The sequence below is a fragment of the Halomonas sp. DN3 genome, from assembly GCF_024137905.1.
GTDB lineage: Bacteria > Pseudomonadota > Gammaproteobacteria > Pseudomonadales > Halomonadaceae > Halomonas > Halomonas litopenaei.
In genome coordinates this window covers 3,025,714-3,041,090 of sequence record NZ_CP099965.1, presented here as the reverse complement: position 1 = coordinate 3,041,090, position 15,377 = coordinate 3,025,714, and the positions used below count along the sequence as shown (strand labels likewise).

At 55.9% G+C, this 15,377-nt stretch carries 10 protein-coding genes, 1 tRNA gene and 1 pseudogene; 6 read left to right on the top strand and 6 right to left on the bottom strand.

Annotated features, from left to right (window positions below; all coding sequences use genetic code 11):
* Positions 1–7: 7 nt before the first annotated feature.
* Complete coding sequence (locus NKF27_RS13145) at positions 8–1,417, bottom strand: NAD(P)H-dependent oxidoreductase (RefSeq protein WP_253552229.1); 1,410 nt, start codon at positions 1,415–1,417, stop codon at positions 8–10.
* 317 nt (positions 1,418–1,734) lie between these two features.
* On the opposite strand from NKF27_RS13145, the gene NKF27_RS13140 reads away from it, so the two are divergent.
* Entirely contained in the window at positions 1,735–2,415 is a 681-nt protein-coding gene (locus NKF27_RS13140; RefSeq protein WP_253552228.1) for a GntR family transcriptional regulator, read from the top strand.
* 200 nt (positions 2,416–2,615) lie between these two features.
* On the opposite strand, the gene NKF27_RS13135 is transcribed toward NKF27_RS13140, so the two are convergent.
* Both NKF27_RS13135 and NKF27_RS13130 read right to left on the bottom strand, forming a co-directional pair.
* Positions 2,616–2,825, bottom strand: coding sequence for a type II toxin-antitoxin system RelE/ParE family toxin (locus tag NKF27_RS13135; RefSeq protein ID WP_253552226.1), 210 nt, complete (start codon positions 2,823–2,825; stop codon positions 2,616–2,618).
* Between the two features lie 34 nt (positions 2,826–2,859).
* On the bottom strand, positions 2,860–3,189 hold the full coding sequence (locus NKF27_RS13130) for a damage-inducible protein J (RefSeq protein ID WP_253552224.1): 330 nt from the start codon (positions 3,187–3,189) through the stop codon (positions 2,860–2,862).
* 1,075 nt (positions 3,190–4,264) lie between these two features.
* On the opposite strand from NKF27_RS13130, the gene NKF27_RS13125 reads away from it, so the two are divergent.
* The 3 genes from NKF27_RS13125 to NKF27_RS13115 all read left to right on the top strand — a co-directional run bounded on the left by NKF27_RS13125 (position 4,265) and on the right by NKF27_RS13115 (position 7,670).
* The gene (locus tag NKF27_RS13125; RefSeq protein ID WP_253552222.1) at positions 4,265–5,035 is read left to right on the top strand and encodes a DUF2971 domain-containing protein; all 771 of its coding nucleotides are present in this window, start codon (positions 4,265–4,267) and stop codon (positions 5,033–5,035) included.
* Complete coding sequence (locus NKF27_RS13120; protein ID WP_253552220.1) at positions 5,001–6,941, top strand: ATP-dependent endonuclease; 1,941 nt, start codon at positions 5,001–5,003, stop codon at positions 6,939–6,941. Before NKF27_RS13125 ends, NKF27_RS13120 begins: the two co-directional genes overlap by 35 nt.
* 93 nt (positions 6,942–7,034) lie before the next feature.
* The gene (locus tag NKF27_RS13115) at positions 7,035–7,670 is read left to right on the top strand and encodes a hypothetical protein (protein WP_253552218.1); all 636 of its coding nucleotides are present in this window, start codon (positions 7,035–7,037) and stop codon (positions 7,668–7,670) included.
* On the opposite strand, the pseudogene NKF27_RS13110 reads toward NKF27_RS13115, so the two are convergent.
* A pseudogene (locus NKF27_RS13110) lies at positions 7,600–8,616 on the bottom strand (IS30 family transposase). The gene NKF27_RS13115 and the pseudogene NKF27_RS13110 sit on opposite strands and share 71 nt — an antisense overlap.
* Before the next feature lie 73 nt (positions 8,617–8,689).
* On the opposite strand from NKF27_RS13110, the gene NKF27_RS13105 reads away from it, so the two are divergent.
* Positions 8,690–10,771 carry a DUF2075 domain-containing protein gene (locus NKF27_RS13105; RefSeq protein ID WP_253552216.1) on the top strand — a complete coding sequence of 694 codons (2,082 nt, stop codon included), beginning with the start codon at positions 8,690–8,692 and terminating at the stop codon, positions 10,769–10,771.
* A gap of 614 nt (positions 10,772–11,385) precedes the next feature.
* Here the strand turns inward: NKF27_RS13105 and NKF27_RS13100 are convergent.
* Positions 11,386–13,461, bottom strand: coding sequence for a carboxy terminal-processing peptidase (locus NKF27_RS13100; protein ID WP_222569694.1), 2,076 nt, complete (start codon positions 13,459–13,461; stop codon positions 11,386–11,388).
* Between the two features lie 173 nt (positions 13,462–13,634).
* Here NKF27_RS13100 and NKF27_RS13095 point away from each other — a divergent pair, with 173 nt between their 5' ends.
* The gene (locus tag NKF27_RS13095) at positions 13,635–14,966 is read left to right on the top strand and encodes a M18 family aminopeptidase (RefSeq protein ID WP_253552208.1); all 1,332 of its coding nucleotides are present in this window, start codon (positions 13,635–13,637) and stop codon (positions 14,964–14,966) included.
* 159 nt (positions 14,967–15,125) lie between these two features.
* Here NKF27_RS13095 and NKF27_RS13090 read toward each other — a convergent pair.
* Positions 15,126–15,202, bottom strand: a tRNA-Met gene (locus NKF27_RS13090).
* Positions 15,203–15,377: the final 175 nt, after the last annotated feature.

Here is a 15,377-nt window from a genome sequence, read left to right as displayed (position 1 = left end):
CATGACGTCAGGCCGGTTCGGAGGAAGATTCGGCGGTGGAGAAGAACATCGCGTCCTGCTCGCGGCGAAGGTGGAGCAAGGTGGAGTCCGGCAGCTGCACGTCGGCCACGCTGATCAACTGTCCTGCAGCCACATCGCGCTTGAGGACAGCGCCGGGCAGCAGATAGAAGGGCACCGGGGTGGCATCGAGTAGCGCAGCAGCGGGGTGCACCTCGGGCTGAAGGCCTGCGATGTGGCGATGGTGGCCCTTCATCTCGAGCTCCTGCCCCTTGCTGAGTGACAGCGTGGCGCGGGCGACCAGGTCAACCGCCGGGCGGGTGGCCTGGCCGCCGCCGGAGGGCAGGCCCTTGAGTACGGCGTCGAGCAGCGAGATCGGCGCTTCCAGGCCCAGCAGGTGGCGCGGTAGGTAGACCATGGCGCTTTTCTTGCTGCGACTCAGGATATGGCCCTTGCCGTCCAGTACCTCCCAGGCGTGGGCGTCCTCGCAGCGCACCACCACGAAGACGCCACCGGCGAAGCTCAGCTCGTCCGGGCGGCGCAGGCAGTTGAACACCTCCAGACGCCCCGTGCCGGAGAGCACGCCGCCGTTGCCTTCCAGATCCAGCAGGCTCGGCACCTCATGGGTACGCAGCACCAGGGCGTGGAAGGCAGGGTGGTCGGGGGTAAGGCCGGTGGCGTTGGCCACATTGGTCATCTCGCACAGGTCCGGTGCGGAGATCTGCGGAATGGCGCTCAGGTGCTCGCCACGGGCGCGCACCACGCTGCGCTCGTCGCCCTCGGGCAGCGTCCACAGCTCGGCCATGTCCGGGGCGTCGAAGCGGGTGCCGTTGCACCAGATCGCCTGATCCGCCTCGTCCCAGACAAAGTCGTATTCGCTGCTCTTGCCGGCGGCGATGATCTCGAAGCCCAGCGTCTGGGCCCAGGTCACCAGGCCGATCAACAGACTCGGTTGATCACCGTCCAGCGGAGTGAACAGGCGACCATGGCGGTTGCCCAGGCGGGTCAGGTAGGGACCGACCACCGATTCGGTTTCCTTGGTGGCGATGCCTACATGCTTGCCGGCCTTGAGTGCACTGGCCGCGTGGGTGGCACCGGCGTTTGGTATACCAGTACTTTCCACCAGGATGTCGAAATCCAGGTGCTTGACTACTTCGAGATCGCCGCAGGCGACAAACTTGCCAGCCTGCCAGGCGTCGCTTGCCTCGTCCTGGGTTTGGCATACCGCAATCTGCGAGGCCGGAATGCCGGCCTTCTCGAACGCCTGGGCGGCCGTCTCGGCGCTGATGTCCACCGCGATACGCGCGTTCATGCCGGGCATCTGCTGGGCCTGACGGAGGATGCCGCGACCGAAATCGCCAGCGCCCGCGACGCATGCCTCGACGGTGGTGGCGGTATCAAAGTGGTGAAGATAGTTCATGGTCGTAGAGCGTCTCCGTGCTGGCCTGGCCCACCGCTGGCGCGTTGCCGGGGGCTGCCTGAGCGGGTTGAAGGCCTCGGTCTGGAAGGATCGGGCGGGATCAAGATGCAGAGAAATGTAATGGTATACCATTTTGATGGTCAAACGATTGGGGCATAGACCTTGGTCGCATAAAGCAAAAGATATGCGTTATATCGTTGAATAGCAACGAATAAATACAGTGAGGTAAAGCGCGTAAATGTTTGCCCACCAAAAAACGGTATGCCATTCTTTAGGCATCGAAGACCATGACGGCAATAACGATGGACGAAGCGGCAGTGGACGCACGCGAAGGACTGGTGGAGAAGGTCGCCAACTACCTGCGTGAACATATCGTGATGGATCACTTTCAGCCCGGGCAGCGGCTGCCCGAGCGCAAGCTGGCCGAAGAACTGGACGTCTCGCGCACCCCTATGCGCGAGGCGTTCAAGATCCTCGCAGCGGAAGGGTTGGTGGTCATCTCCCCGCGACGGGGTGCGGTGGTCGCCGACGTCAGCCCCCAGGACGTGCAGGAAAAGGCCTACGTGCTGAGCGTGCTGGAGCAGTCAGCCGCGGAGCTCTGCTGCGCCAATGCCAGCGACGAGGACATCGCCGAACTGCAGGCGTTGCACTTCGAGATGAAGGCCGCCTTCCTGCGTCGCGACCGCCAGAACTACTTTCGCCTTAACCAGGCGATCCACAACCGCATCGTCTCGCTCTCCGGCAACAACTCCCTGATCGAGATCCACGCCACCCTGAGCCGACAGCTCTACCGCGTGCGCTACCTTTCCAACCTGAAAAACGAGAAGTGGTCCGTGGCCATGGACGAGCACGAAGCCATCATGGCCGCCCTGGAAGCCCGCGACGGCAAGCAGGTGGGCAACGAACTGCGCAACCACCTCGGCAAGACCTGGATGAAGTACGCCAACCCCGCGGCCGAGGACCAGACCCTCGCCGATGTCGACACCGAGAGCGGCTAGTAGGTGAGCCAGGTGCGGCAGGCGACGCCGGCCAGCCAAGGGCGTGATAGCGAGACACTGATGGGCAGGATGCAGAGCAGGTGAGGTAATGACGCTAAACGAATATCGAGCGAAGGGGTGGGACCGGCTGACTCTGTCCATCAGCCGAGCCAAGAAGCTACTTCCGCTTCGAGCCTTTGCGGTCAGAGAGTGATTAGCCGTCAAGCGGCGGGCGGGAATTGCTGCTTTTGGTGAAGGACCCGCATGATCCGGATATCTGAGCCTGCCAACTGATAGGAGATCAGAAGCGATACTTCCGGAAGGATTAGCAAGCGACCAGGAATACCTTGGCGCTCTACGCCGAGTAGCGGTTGCAGCATCAGCAGTTCTGCCCTTTCCTCAATCTGGCCATCAGTCCGTTCGGCGACCACAGGATTGAACTGGTAGAGGAAGTCGAAAATGGCTTCACGCCTTGTCAGACCCTCTTCTTCCCATGGAATCGCCGATTACCGGGGCAAGGTCACGGGCGCGGATCCGTGACTTTCGTTCTGCCATCCGGGATTTTGCGGTTTCATGATCGACAAAGGTCGCTGCACCGGCTTCGAGTCCGTCAAACGCTCGCTTGACCTGAAGCGATAACCAGTCATGGTGTGACGTTGCTTGGCGCTGTTGCTCGGCGAGTTGTTCTGCCAATTCCCTGCAGGCGCCACTGAGCGTACGCCCCTGGCTCTCTGCCATCTGCTGGGCTAGGCGCTTTGTCTCTTCATCGATGCGAAACTGTATACGGGTATCCATCTGAAGCCTCGCAGCTCATTCTGACGTATTCACGTATATTGGCTCGTTTTGGTGCTCAGTATGGCAACCCAGGCCCGCTTGCCGCGCTGGGCGTGAATACGCTTCCTGGTAGCGATACCTCGAAACGTTGCCTCACAGACGCACGGAGCCGTTCCGGTCAATTGCGGCAAGGTTCGGTGGTGGATCAAAAACGCATCGCGGTTACCTAGCGCCGAGCTGAACAAGCTATACCACCCATCCGCCATATGCGAGTGATTGCTTGCTCGCGCTGGGCAGGGCAGTCGTATCAGCTTCAAATCTCTATCCCCGAATTTTATTCGAGCAAGTGCTTCCAAAAAGCAGTTTCCGAAATTCAACAGTTTGTAAGACTTGAGCCAAAAAATGCGTAAATTCGTTCCCATTCCTCGCATCTTTTGACTATTCTGCTGCTAATGGCCAACGCCTAACTATAAACAGTGCCGCTACGAGCACGACAACAACGATCATGCGCAGGGATAGGAAAGCCGACAATGGCCAAGGGATGACCAGCCAACGCTAATCTGACGTTCAATGCGGGCGCCTTGCCGCCTGTCTGGCAGCGTGCTGCCGTTTTTGGTTACCCGCCCTCAATTCCTTCCGTACTCGTGATCGCACAGCGGCATTCGTCGCGCTGGGTGGTCATGTCGTGTGGCCGCCGTGGCGGTAGCGTGCCTGGTCGGTAGTTTATAGGTGAAGGGGGAGGGCTTTCTCTCCTCAACATGCCTTCGCCGTTTCTCTGCGTGCAGTATACATTCGTATATTCGAAATCAGACATAGGATTTACAGGCATGCTCGAAGTGATGCATTAGAGGGCGTGTCTATTGCGCTCAGTCGCTTTAAAGTTACGGCCAATCAACGGCTTTGCAATCGCTGAAGAGCGATTTTGGGCATGCGCATTTTGAAGATGAGCAGGCGCGTTTTATCACGGATTACTCCACCGTAACGTGAAGAAATTGCTGAGAAATTCAAAGGTATAGGCTGCAATTTGGGTGCGTTCATGCGGAAGCGAAATAAGCATGCCTATGAATAAAATGTCAGGCGAAAATGGAAGTACATCGTGAATTTAGAGTATAAAAAAGAACTGATACAAAAAGGCATCGATAATGGGAATTTCCCTAAGTTGTTATATAAGTACAGAACAATAGACCAAGCAAAGAAAATATTAGATGACTTCTCATTTTGGTTTGCTACGCCAGACACATTTAATGACCCGTTTGACTGCGGGCTTTCAGAAAATCAAGCTCCAACTTTGGATGACGCAAGAAAGCACTTCAAGAGATTAAATGTTTCTAATGACAGAATCGAACAATTAATCGAGTTATATAAAAGAAAACCAGAAAAGTTAGTCGAGCTTGTTAAAAACGCGAAAGAGAAGTCAATTTACTCTAAAGGCGTGCTATCTCTTTCAGAAAAATACGACGATATTTTAATGTGGTCACACTATTCTCAATACCACCAAGGAGTAGTTTTCGGCTTAGCAATGGAAGCTGACCTAGGCTTCTTCGTTACGCCAATAAGAATTGATTATAAGGATAGTTATGAAGAGCTCAATTATCTTGCTGACCCTGATAAATCAACCATCGATACGCTTAAGATCAAGTCGACTCAATGGGGATATGAAAGCGAAATAAGAATATACAAGAATGAATCAGGACTGCACAAAATAAATCAAAATGCGATCCGAGAAATTTATTTTGGAATTAATACTATACAAGAAGATATTGATGAAATACGTAGAATCTGTTCTAGCAAAGGATTAACTAATATTAATTTTTATAAAGGTGAAAAAGCCCATGGCTCATTCAAAGTCGTATTTAAGGCTTTGTAATCGCCTAACAAGTGCATGTTGTCGGACTGGTTTTCCGCTGCGCACCAAACCAGCCGCAAATGCGGGCGTTATATCTAAAGGGATACCTATGAAGCTCAGGAAAGCTGCCTACGAAAATTATAGAGGCATACGAAATCGCGTTGAAGTTGATTACGGGGATACAAGCATTTTTGTAGGACGTAACGATGCTGGGAAGTCGACTTTGTTGAGGGGGTTAGACCTTTTTCTTAATAACACTGAGGCTCTTCCAGATATTGCGAACGCATTTTCTGACTCAGGTACCTGCTGTATTGAGCTGGCGTTCGATGGCCCCTTTCCTCCAATTACAATCGATGAATCAATACCCACGACTTTCGAAGCTGAATTATTACTTGACGAAAATAATCAACTCCGAATAAAGAAAGAGTGGGATACAACAAAGTCGCAAATTAAAGCCGTCACCTACATTCGTAGAAAGTCTTTTGGCAACGATGATTTCCTGTTAGAAACAGAGAATCAGCTGATTGCTAGGTGTAGGGCTAATGGAATTGAAACGCAAAAGGCTAACGATGAAGAGTTCAATAACCCAGAGAAGCGTGAAAAGCTTCGAGATCTGTTACTTGAAACAGGGAAAGAGGTAACTTATATCTGGGAAAAGCTTCCAACTACCGGAAGCACCAGAGCAAAACAGATCCACGATCAGGTTAAATCTTTCCTCCCTAGCTTCGAATACTTTCGAGCTGACACAGCCTTATCCGAAGCTGAGGCATCAATACAGCGGCACTTTAGAGGCATTGCCTCTAAAGCGATGGTTGAAGCGGGGATAGGAGATGTTGAAGCGAAAGTTAGAGAGGTGCTTGATAGCGTTTTGGATGAGATATCTACCAAAATGAATCAAGTTTTGCCAGATTCAGACCAAGTAGGTTCATCGGTGTCTTTTGATTGGTCAAAAGGTGTGAATACAGGATTTAAAAGTGTAAATGAGCAGGCTGCGCTACCCCTAACTTTTCGAGGAGATGGATTTAGACGAATTACGATGATGTCCTACTTTGAATACCTTGCTGAAGAAAAAGCCGGGGTGGATCAGAAAATGATTTTTGGGTTTGAAGAGCCGGAAACCTTTCTTCACCCAAAGGCTCAAGAGCAGCTTCACGACAAAATTCTAGGCTTAGAGAATTCGGGTTACCAAGTGGTTGTTACTACACACTCCCCTATAGTAGTAGGGGCTTCTGATGCAAGTACAATTTCACACATCACTAGCGCGCCTGGAAATTATAGCGTTGAGCAAAATTTGGAAAATCTTCAGTCCATTGCTGATGACCTTGGTATTACGCCAGACAATCAATTTATTAAGCTATTTGAGCGTGCAAGGGTTCTTGTTCTTGTTGAGGGCCCAGATGATGTGGGAGCTTTCAATTATATGGCAGAGCTGTATAAAGCAGAAAAAAGAATTCCCTTGACCTTTGAAGATCAAGAAATAGTGCTTGTGCCCATCGGCGGATGTGATTCTGTTATGCACTGGGTCAACCTTAATATCCTTCGTGACCTTGATAAGCCTTATTATGCTATTCAAGATTCTGACAGAGATGGTCATAATGAACCGTCGCCAACAAGAGATAAATTGCTAGAGCTAGGTTTTACCGAAACTGATGATTTCTGGGTGTTACGAAAAAGAGCTCTGGAGAACTATATAAGCAAACGAGCTTTAGAGAGGTTAATTCCCGGAATTGAGATTGAATATGATGAATTCACAAGGATGAAGCCGCTGTGCGGAAAGCATGCATCAGCCGTATCTTTAGGTGGAAAAAAAATTGTTGATAGGCACTTTCAAAGTCAGACATTCGCAGAAATAGAGGAAGCTTTCAGAAGCCCGGATGGAAGTGATGAGTTCATTAATATATATGAACAAGTTTGTCGCAAGCTTTGAGCAACGTATAACAAGTTGCTGCACTCGTAAAAATTACTCGCTTCGCTCCTAATTTTCCGGCATGCAAGGCGTTATAAGTATTTAGGAGTTTTAATGAGAACCTTCAGCAAGGAAGAGAAAGCCATTCTTAGTAAATTAGTTAAATCAAAGACACTTCGAGACGAAGGTATGATTTCGCTAGATTTATTTTTTGAAGAAGAATTTTTTGGTCACACTAGCAATAAAAGCATTTTAGCGGACCCAACAGCAGGTAAAACATACCTATCAGTAGACTCGCTTGATAAAAAAGTTTGTAGAAATGGGCTAATAGAGACAGTAACTTTAGTTCATCTATTAACGGAATTAGAAGAAAATGGTTACGTTTCTTTCGTAGGTAGTGCCAATTCTAATAGAATAGCGATAGGTAACCAGCACAGTAATGGAACCACTGTCGAGCTTCCTTCATCTTTAAGTAAATTTGTAAATACAAAAATAGGCAATTTTATATTGCCAAGTGCTTCTTTGAAGGAGCTCGTTGACAATAAATTCAAATCTGAAGATAAAAGACGACATGGTCAGGCTATGTGGGTTGCTAGGATTGCTTTAATAACATCCATCGCATTTGGGGTTTGGGGTATTGTTAAAGACCTGGCGGATGCAGTTTCTGAGTGCAACACCGTCAATGCATCGATGACGCAGCCTCATGGTACTTCGCCATCAGTTCGCTCATCATCTCAATGGGACACTTGAAGTCGAAGCGCTTTCGCGGACGCATGTTCAGCTCAAGGGCTATTTCATCCAGCTCCTTCTGGCTGTAGGTCGACAGATCCGTCCCCTTGGGCAAGTACTGCCGTATCAGCCCATTGATGTTTTCGTTGGCGCCTCTCTGCCACGGGCTGTGCGGATCGCAGAAGTAGATGGCGACACCAGTGTTCTGAGTGATCTTGGCGTGCTGGGTCATCTCACGCCCCTGGTCATACGTCATGCTCTTCCGTGCAGCCAACGGCATGCGATTCAGCGCAGCGCTAAAGCCTTCCACAGCCGAGGTGGCGGTCGCATCGTTCATCTTCGCCAGGATCAGGTAGCCGCTTTTGAGTTCGACGAGGGTACCGACAGCCGATGCGTTGCCCTTGCCTTTGATCAGGTCGCTTTCCTAGTGCCCGGGGAATTCACGTTTTTCCACCTCGGGAGGACGGAGGTGAATGCTGACCATATCCGGGATCTGGTTGCGCCTGTCAACCTGGCCCCGACGTGGCTTGCAGGTCGATTTTCTTTGCCGCAAACAATGGATCAACTCCTTTCTCAGTTCACCGACGGGTAGCACGTAGATGTCGCTGTAGATCGTTTCTCGACAGACGTAGGCGTCTCGGAGATTGGGGATATTCATGTGCTTGAGCTTGCCGCTGATCTGCTCGGGAGACAAGCGCAAACGCAGCATGTGCTGGATCAGGGCGAACCGAGGGCTTCCTGGAAGCAGCTTGCGCTTTGGTCGACAACTGTCTCGGCGGTCATGACGGCGCTGTCGCGCGTGTGACGCACGATATCGGCCACCGGGCGACCCATAGCGCCGTATCTCTCGCCTGATCGTCGCTGAGGACCGCTCGAGCAGATCGGTTACCTTCCTGATGCTCAAGTCCTGCGAGAGGCTGACCTAGATCGTGGCACGATCTTCGGTGCTGAGTTCAGAATATGACATGGTGTCAACACCTTACCGGTTTGGTCAGGTGTAGCACTTAGAATTTGAGACCAAGAGGGGAATGAGGATGCTTATGAATAAAGACGTTCGGCAGCAGACCCAAGGCCCAGCGCAGCTTGCTTTCCCCATTACTCGGTGGTACTTCGATTGCTCCCTGGTGGATTTACAGGCCTATTCTGCAGAGACAATCCTTGGCCACCTGGCCTCAAGGCACGACTTCGCGTTGGATCACTTGCAGCGGGACTCGTGGCTTGACCAGATTAAGCACTTGAAGAAAACCCTAGCTGGCATCACGACGGGGCATTTGTTCTTCGAGTACACGATTCCCCGCATGGGCCGTCGGGCAGATGTCATCATCATAGTCGGCTCGTCTGTTTTCGTAGTCGAGTACAAGGTTGGCACGCAGGTCTACGATGCTGCCGCCAAGCGGCAAACCATGGGGTATGCCTTGGACTTGGAAAACTTCCATGAAGGCAGCCACCAGCTCCGTATCATTCCGGTTCTTGTGGCCACGGGGGCGGCTGAAGGGCCGATGCCAACTGAGGCACTGATCGGGTCAACTCGAGCGGTTGGACTCACGGCTGGTCCACAGCTACAAAAGGCGATTCAAGCCGCAGCCACGGCGACTGGGCCCGTCATTGATCCCATGAAGTGGGCAAACTCGCGCTACAAGCCCACGCCCACCATCATCGAGGCAGCCATTAGCCTCTACGCGGGCCACAATGTCGCTGACATCAGTCGCAGTGACGCAGGCGCCATCAATCTAACCACTACGTCAGACACGGCGGCCAGCATCATCGACAACGCCAAGCACACCGGTGAAAAGGCCATCATCTTCATCTCAGGCGTCCCGGGAAGTGGCAAGACCCTTGCCGGCCTCAACATCGCAACTAATCGTATGCACCAACAAGAAGGCGAGCACGCGGTTTTTCTGTCTGGCAATGGGCCGCTCGTTGAGGTCTTGCGTGAGTCATTGGCTCGCGACGAAGTTGAGCGGGCCAAGCAGCGAGGTGAACGTCGGACAAAGGAGGAAGCACTTCGCAACGCCTCGTCCTTCATTCAGAACGTGCACCACTTTCGCAACGAAGCCCTGGAATCCACCGAGGCACCAATTGAACGTGTGGCCATCTTTGACGAGGCGCAACGTGCTTGGGATGAACCGAAGACGGCTCAGTTTATGAAGAAGAATCGAGGCCTTAAGGACTGGGGTCAGTCCGAGCCTGAGTTCCTAATTTCGGCCATGGATCGCCACAAGGGCTGGTGCGTAATCGTCTGCCTCATCGGCAACGGCCAAGAAATTCACACCGGCGAAGCCGGCATCACCGAGTGGTTCCGGGCCATAAAGAATAGCTATCCCGATTGGAAGGCCTACGTCCCCAGCGGCCACGACCTCCAAGCCTCTGAAATCGAACGCATCGGGTGCGCCGTCAGTGCCGAATCACGCCCCGGCCTGCATCTCTCCTCATCCATCCGATCCTTCCGTTCTGAACACGTTGCAGCCTGGGTTGACGCCGTCCTGCACGGGGAAGCGGACAGGGCAACTGACCTACAAGCGAATCTGCGCGACTACCCCATTCACATTTCACGAGACCTCTCCGAATGCCGCGCGTGGCTTCGCAGCCAAACCCACGGCACCGATCGAGCAGGACTCGTTGCATCCAGCAACGCCATACGCCTGAAACCACACGGCATTCACGTCAAGGCTGGAATCAGCGTCAAGAACTGGTTTCTCGACTGGGAAGACGACGTTCGCTCAAGTCAAGCGCTCGAGGACGTGGGCACCGAATTCGACGTCCAAGGCCTTGAACTTGACTGGACCACCGTGTGTTGGGACGCTAACCTCCGTTATGTCACCAGCGCTTGGGAAACGCATCGATTTAGTGGCAGCAAGTGGAAGAACGTTAACAAGGGCGCCGACCAACGTTACCTCGTCAATGCATATCGCGTCCTACTCACGAGGGCTCGCCAGGGTATGGTTATCTATGTCCCCGAGGGAGATTCATCGGATCCAACGCGGTCATCGAAGTACTACGACGGCACGTACGAACACCTTATTGCCTGCGGCGCGACCCCGCTTGGAACGCAAAGGTCAACCGCAGAAAGTGCAACTTCTGCCCAGCAAATCACTCGATGCGCTCCTGCAATGACGCCCTAGTCTAGGCGGCTAGCGCCGGATGTGCTTGGGCGACCTTTTCCCCAGAAGCCGGTCCACCGTCAATGTGAGCTTTTCGCTAAGCACGCCATCAATCTTCTTGGCAAGGACGTCTCTCAGAGGTGAAGCGTCTCTTGTCACCACGATGTCAGTAGGGTTTCGATCTGATTCTAGGTACCAAGGATCAGTATTGTGCTAGGAACGAACTTCCTATAGTCGTCGGCTGATACCCTGTTGACCTTGGTGGGTATTCATTTCGAGTGGACAAGATCGCTGACGAACAAGGCAGGACGAAGGTGAGAACCCTACTCTGGTGTGTTGCGGTGCTGTTGCTCTTGTTGATGCTGTCGAGCGGTGCAGGGTTCTTGCATGGCTCGCTGGAGTTGTTTCCGACCGAGGAGCAGCAGCGTCAGGTTCGATGGGTCTACGGGGTGGCGTTTGTGGGCTTCGCCTTGCTCGAACTCCTGGTCGCGGTATGGCTTTGGAGGGAGAGAAGAGAGAGAAGGGCTGTTCGCCGTTAGGTTGGCGATGGCTGCGTTCAGACCACGTCAATAAAAAAGCCGGGGCTCGATGCCCCGGCTTTTCGTTTTGCTTGCGACTACTCGTTTCTTTGCCGCTTAGCCTTTTACCGCGTACTGCCAGCTCGGGCCGAGTTCGGCGAAGTCGAGCAGGATTTCCGCTGACTCCTCGACTTCGGCGCGGTCGACGGGCTGTTCCTCTTCGGTTTCTTCGTCGGCCAGGTCTGCGTCGTCGCCGCTTTCGCGGGCGTCGCCCCATTCCTCGAGGATGTCGAGGCCGAGGGCTTCGCGGCGCTCGTTTTCGAGTGCCAGCATTTCGGCGTCCTGGGCGTCGGCTTCACGCTGACGCTGCTCGCGGTTCAGGCTGACGCTGGTGTGCTGCTCGCGCAGGCGGCTCGCGAGCTCAGCCCGTTGTTCCAGGTAGTGGAAGTTGGGGTGCTCGTCGGCACGCTGCTGGTGGCGGGCGCGCAGGTCCTTCAGGTACTGGCGCGGGGTGCCGTAGCTGCGGTACTGGACGTCGCGCACGGTGTCCCAGGGCAGGGCGTTGTCGAGGGCACTCTCGCCGATGATCTCGGGGTCGAGCAGGCTCGGGTACATGATGTCCGGCTTCACGCCGCGGTTCTGGGTGCTCTCGCCAGAGATGCGGTAGAACTTGGCGCGAGTCAGCTTGATCTGGCCGTAGCTCAGGTCGTTGAGGGTCTGCACCGTGCCCTTGCCGAAGGTGTTGGAGCCGACGATCAGGCCGCGACCGTAGTCCTGGATGGCACCGGCGAAGATCTCCGAGGCTGAGGCGGACAGGCGGTTGACCAGCACCACCAGCGGGCCGTCATAGAGGGTGCCGCTGTCGGTGTCGCCGTACAGGCTGATGCGGCCACGGGCGTCACGTACCTGCACGGTGGGGCCGCGGTCGATGAACAGGCCGATCATCGAGTTGGCTTCCTGCAGCGCGCCGCCGCCGTTGTTGCGCAGGTCCAGCACGATGCCCTCGACGCCTTCGGCCTTGAGCTTCTCGACCTCTGCGGCGACGTCACGGGTGGTGGAGCGGTAGTTTTCCTCGCCGGCCTGCCAGGCGTCGAAGTCGACATAGAAGGCGGGCACCTCGATCACGCCGACCTTGTGCACGCCGTCTTCGCGCTGGATCTCGATGACCTCGCTGCTGGCCGCCTGATCCTCGAGCTTGACGGTGTCACGGGTGATGTCGACCACGGTGGAGCGGGTCATGTCCACGGCTTCACCGGGCACTACCTCGAGGCGCACCTCGGAGCCCTTGGGCCCACGAATCAGTTCGACCACGTCGTCCAGGCGCATGCCGACCACGTTGACGATGTCTTCGCCTTCCTGGCCGACGCCGATGATGCGGTCGGCGGGCTTGAGCGCGCCGTCCTTCTCGGCCGGGCCACCGGGCACCAGGCTCGCGACCTTGACGTACTCGCCGTCGGCCTGGAGCAGGGCACCGATGCCTTCGAGCGAGAGGCGCATCTGGATGTCGAAGGACTCGCCCTGGCGCGGCGACAGGTATTCGGTGTGGGGGTCCACGGTACCGGTGGCAGCGGCCATGATCAGCCCGAACACGTCCTCGGCGTTGGTCTGCTCGAGGCGATGCTTCTGGGTCTCGTAGCGCTCGCGCAGGGTGTCGATGACCTCGTCGTCTTCCTGGCCGCTGATCGACAGCGTCAGGGCGGCGTTGGCCAGGCGCTTGCGCCACAAGTCGTCTAGGCTCGCCTGGGAGGCGGCCCAGGCGGCGTCCTCGCGGTCGAGTTCGAGGCGGCCTTCGCCGTTGAAGCTCATGTCGAGGTGGTCGATCTCGTCGAGCATCCACTCAAGACGCGCCTCGGCACGATCGTGGTAGCGCTCGTAGAGGTCGTAGGCCCGCTCCAGGGAGCCTTCGAGCATTGCCTCGTCCATGCCGGTACGCAGATCAGCGAACTCATCCACGTCGTCCTGCACGAAGTAGGCACGCTGGCCGTCCAGCACGTCCAGATAACGCTGGAAGGCGCGGTTGGACCATTGGTCGTCCAGCCTCACGTCCGCGTAGTGGCCGTAGCGTAGTGATTCGGCCACCTCCATGGCCGCCTGACGCTGGTCGTCGCCGGGCGTGGGAGTAGCCAGCGCCGTAGGGGCCGCGATCAGCAGGGACAGCGCCAGGGCGCGACCCGCAGACTCAATCAGGCTCATCAATGAAGCACTCCAGGATTCGTGTACACTCGTCGGTCTGACACCGACTCGGTCGGCGGGTCCCTTGGACCGGATTCGCATTGTAGCAGCTTGATGTCAATCCTTGACCCTTGCCGTTGTGCGACATTTAGGGTCAATCCTTGAACCACACTATCATGCAACAGAGGACGCCCATGTCACAGGAGTGCTTGCCAAAGGATGATGCCGGATGCGCCAAAAGGCTCAGTCGGCTGCTTGAGTTTCTTCACCGTTCCCCCAGCCCTTGGCACGCCACCGCGAACATGGCTCAGCGGCTCGAGGACGCCGGCTACCGTCGTCTGTTGGAGACCGATAGCTGGGATTTGGTTCCCGGTGACCGCTTCTACGTGACCCGCAACGATTCTTCGATTATCGCCGTCAACCTGCCGAAGGGCCAGCCGGTCACCAGTCTGCGCATGGTCGGCGCCCATACCGACAGCCCCAACCTCAGGCTGAAGACCCACGCCGGCCAGACGTCTGCGGGCTGGCTGCAGCTTGGCGTGCAGGTCTACGGCGGGGCACTGCTCGCGCCCTGGTTCGACCGTGACCTGGGCCTGGCCGGGCGTCTGCATGTCCGTCACGCCGATGGGCGGGTCGAGGGCGTGCTGCTCAACGTTGCCGAGGCCATCGCCATCATCCCGAGCCTGGCCATCCACCTGGATCGTGAAGCCAACGACGGCAAGGCGATGAATGCCCAGACCCAGATGGCGCCGGTGGTGCTGCAGGGCGGCAAGGACGACGACCTCGATCGCCTGCTGCTGGCTTGGCTGGAGCAGGAGCACGGTCTGACCGGGGTGAAGGTGCTGGACTTCGAGCTGGGCTTCTATGACCTGCAGCCGCCGTCGCTGGTGGGTGTGGGCAAGGAACTAATCGCCAGCGCCCGCCTGGACAACCTGCTGTCGTGCTTTATTGGCCTGGAGGCGATGCTCGACGCCGACGGCGAACAGGGCATGGTGCTGGTCGCCAATGACCACGAAGAGGTGGGTAGCGCCAGCGCCTGTGGCGCCCAGGGTCCGTTCCTCGCCGACGTGCTCAAGCGGGTGAATGGCCTGGTGGGTGAGGGCACCGAGGAAGGCTATATCCGCCTGATCCAGTCCTCGCGGATGATCTCCTGCGACAACGCCCACGCGCTGCACCCGAACTTCAAGGACAAGCACGACGCCCAGCACGGCCCGAGCCTCAACGCAGGCCCGGTGATCAAGACCAACGCCAACCAGCGCTACGCCACCAACAGCGCCACGGCGGCGATGTTCCGTGATCTGTGCGAGCAAGCTGAGGTGCCGGTGCAGACTTTTATCACCCGGGCGGACATGGGTTGCGGCAGCACCATCGGCCCCATCACCGCAACGGAGTTGGGGGTGCCGACCCTGGACGTGGGGGTGCCCCAGTGGGCGATGCACTCGGTCCGCGAGACCGCTGGCAGCCAGGATGTGGAACACCTGACCCGCGCACTGACGGCTTTCTTCAACTCGGCCGAACTGGTGTAGGTCCAGCGCTCGCAGCGCTTGCCGCAAGACTGAAACGACGACAGAGCGCCTGGCGGGTAACCGCCAGGCGCTCTGTCGTTTGCGTCGGTGTCGAATCGTCGCATTGGAAGGCACAACAAAAAGGCCCGTCGATCGGTGATCGACGGGCCTTTCGGTATCTGGTGGCTACGCCCTGACTCGAACAGGGGACCCCATCATTATGAGTGATGTGCTCTAACCAACTGAGCTACGTAGCCTTTGGATGGCGCCGTATTCTACGGATTGCCAGCTTATTGTCAAGCACTTGGCGCCGTGTAGGCCACGGCGGCGACAGCGCAGCGCGCTGGAAAGCCGGCTACCACCAGTGTGCCGTGTAGCGCGAGTTCTGTGCCGGCGTGACGGAGGCCGCTGGAAAGGGCGCTACCGCCATGT

Coding starts and splice junctions, on each gene's coding strand:
- NKF27_RS13145 (WP_253552229.1), bottom strand. CDS start 1,417: ATGAACTATCTTCACCACTTTGATACCGCCACCACCGTCGAGGCATGC.
- NKF27_RS13130 (WP_253552224.1), bottom strand. CDS start 3,189: ATGGATACCCGTATACAGTTTCGCATCGATGAAGAGACAAAGCGCCTA.
- NKF27_RS13120 (WP_253552220.1), top strand. CDS start 5,001: ATGGCTCATTCAAAGTCGTATTTAAGGCTTTGTAATCGCCTAACAAGT.
- NKF27_RS13115 (WP_253552218.1), top strand. CDS start 7,035: ATGAGAACCTTCAGCAAGGAAGAGAAAGCCATTCTTAGTAAATTAGTT.
- NKF27_RS13105 (WP_253552216.1), top strand. CDS start 8,690: ATGAATAAAGACGTTCGGCAGCAGACCCAAGGCCCAGCGCAGCTTGCT.
- NKF27_RS13100 (WP_222569694.1), bottom strand. CDS start 13,461: ATGAGCCTGATTGAGTCTGCGGGTCGCGCCCTGGCGCTGTCCCTGCTG.
- NKF27_RS13095 (WP_253552208.1), top strand. CDS start 13,635: ATGTCACAGGAGTGCTTGCCAAAGGATGATGCCGGATGCGCCAAAAGG.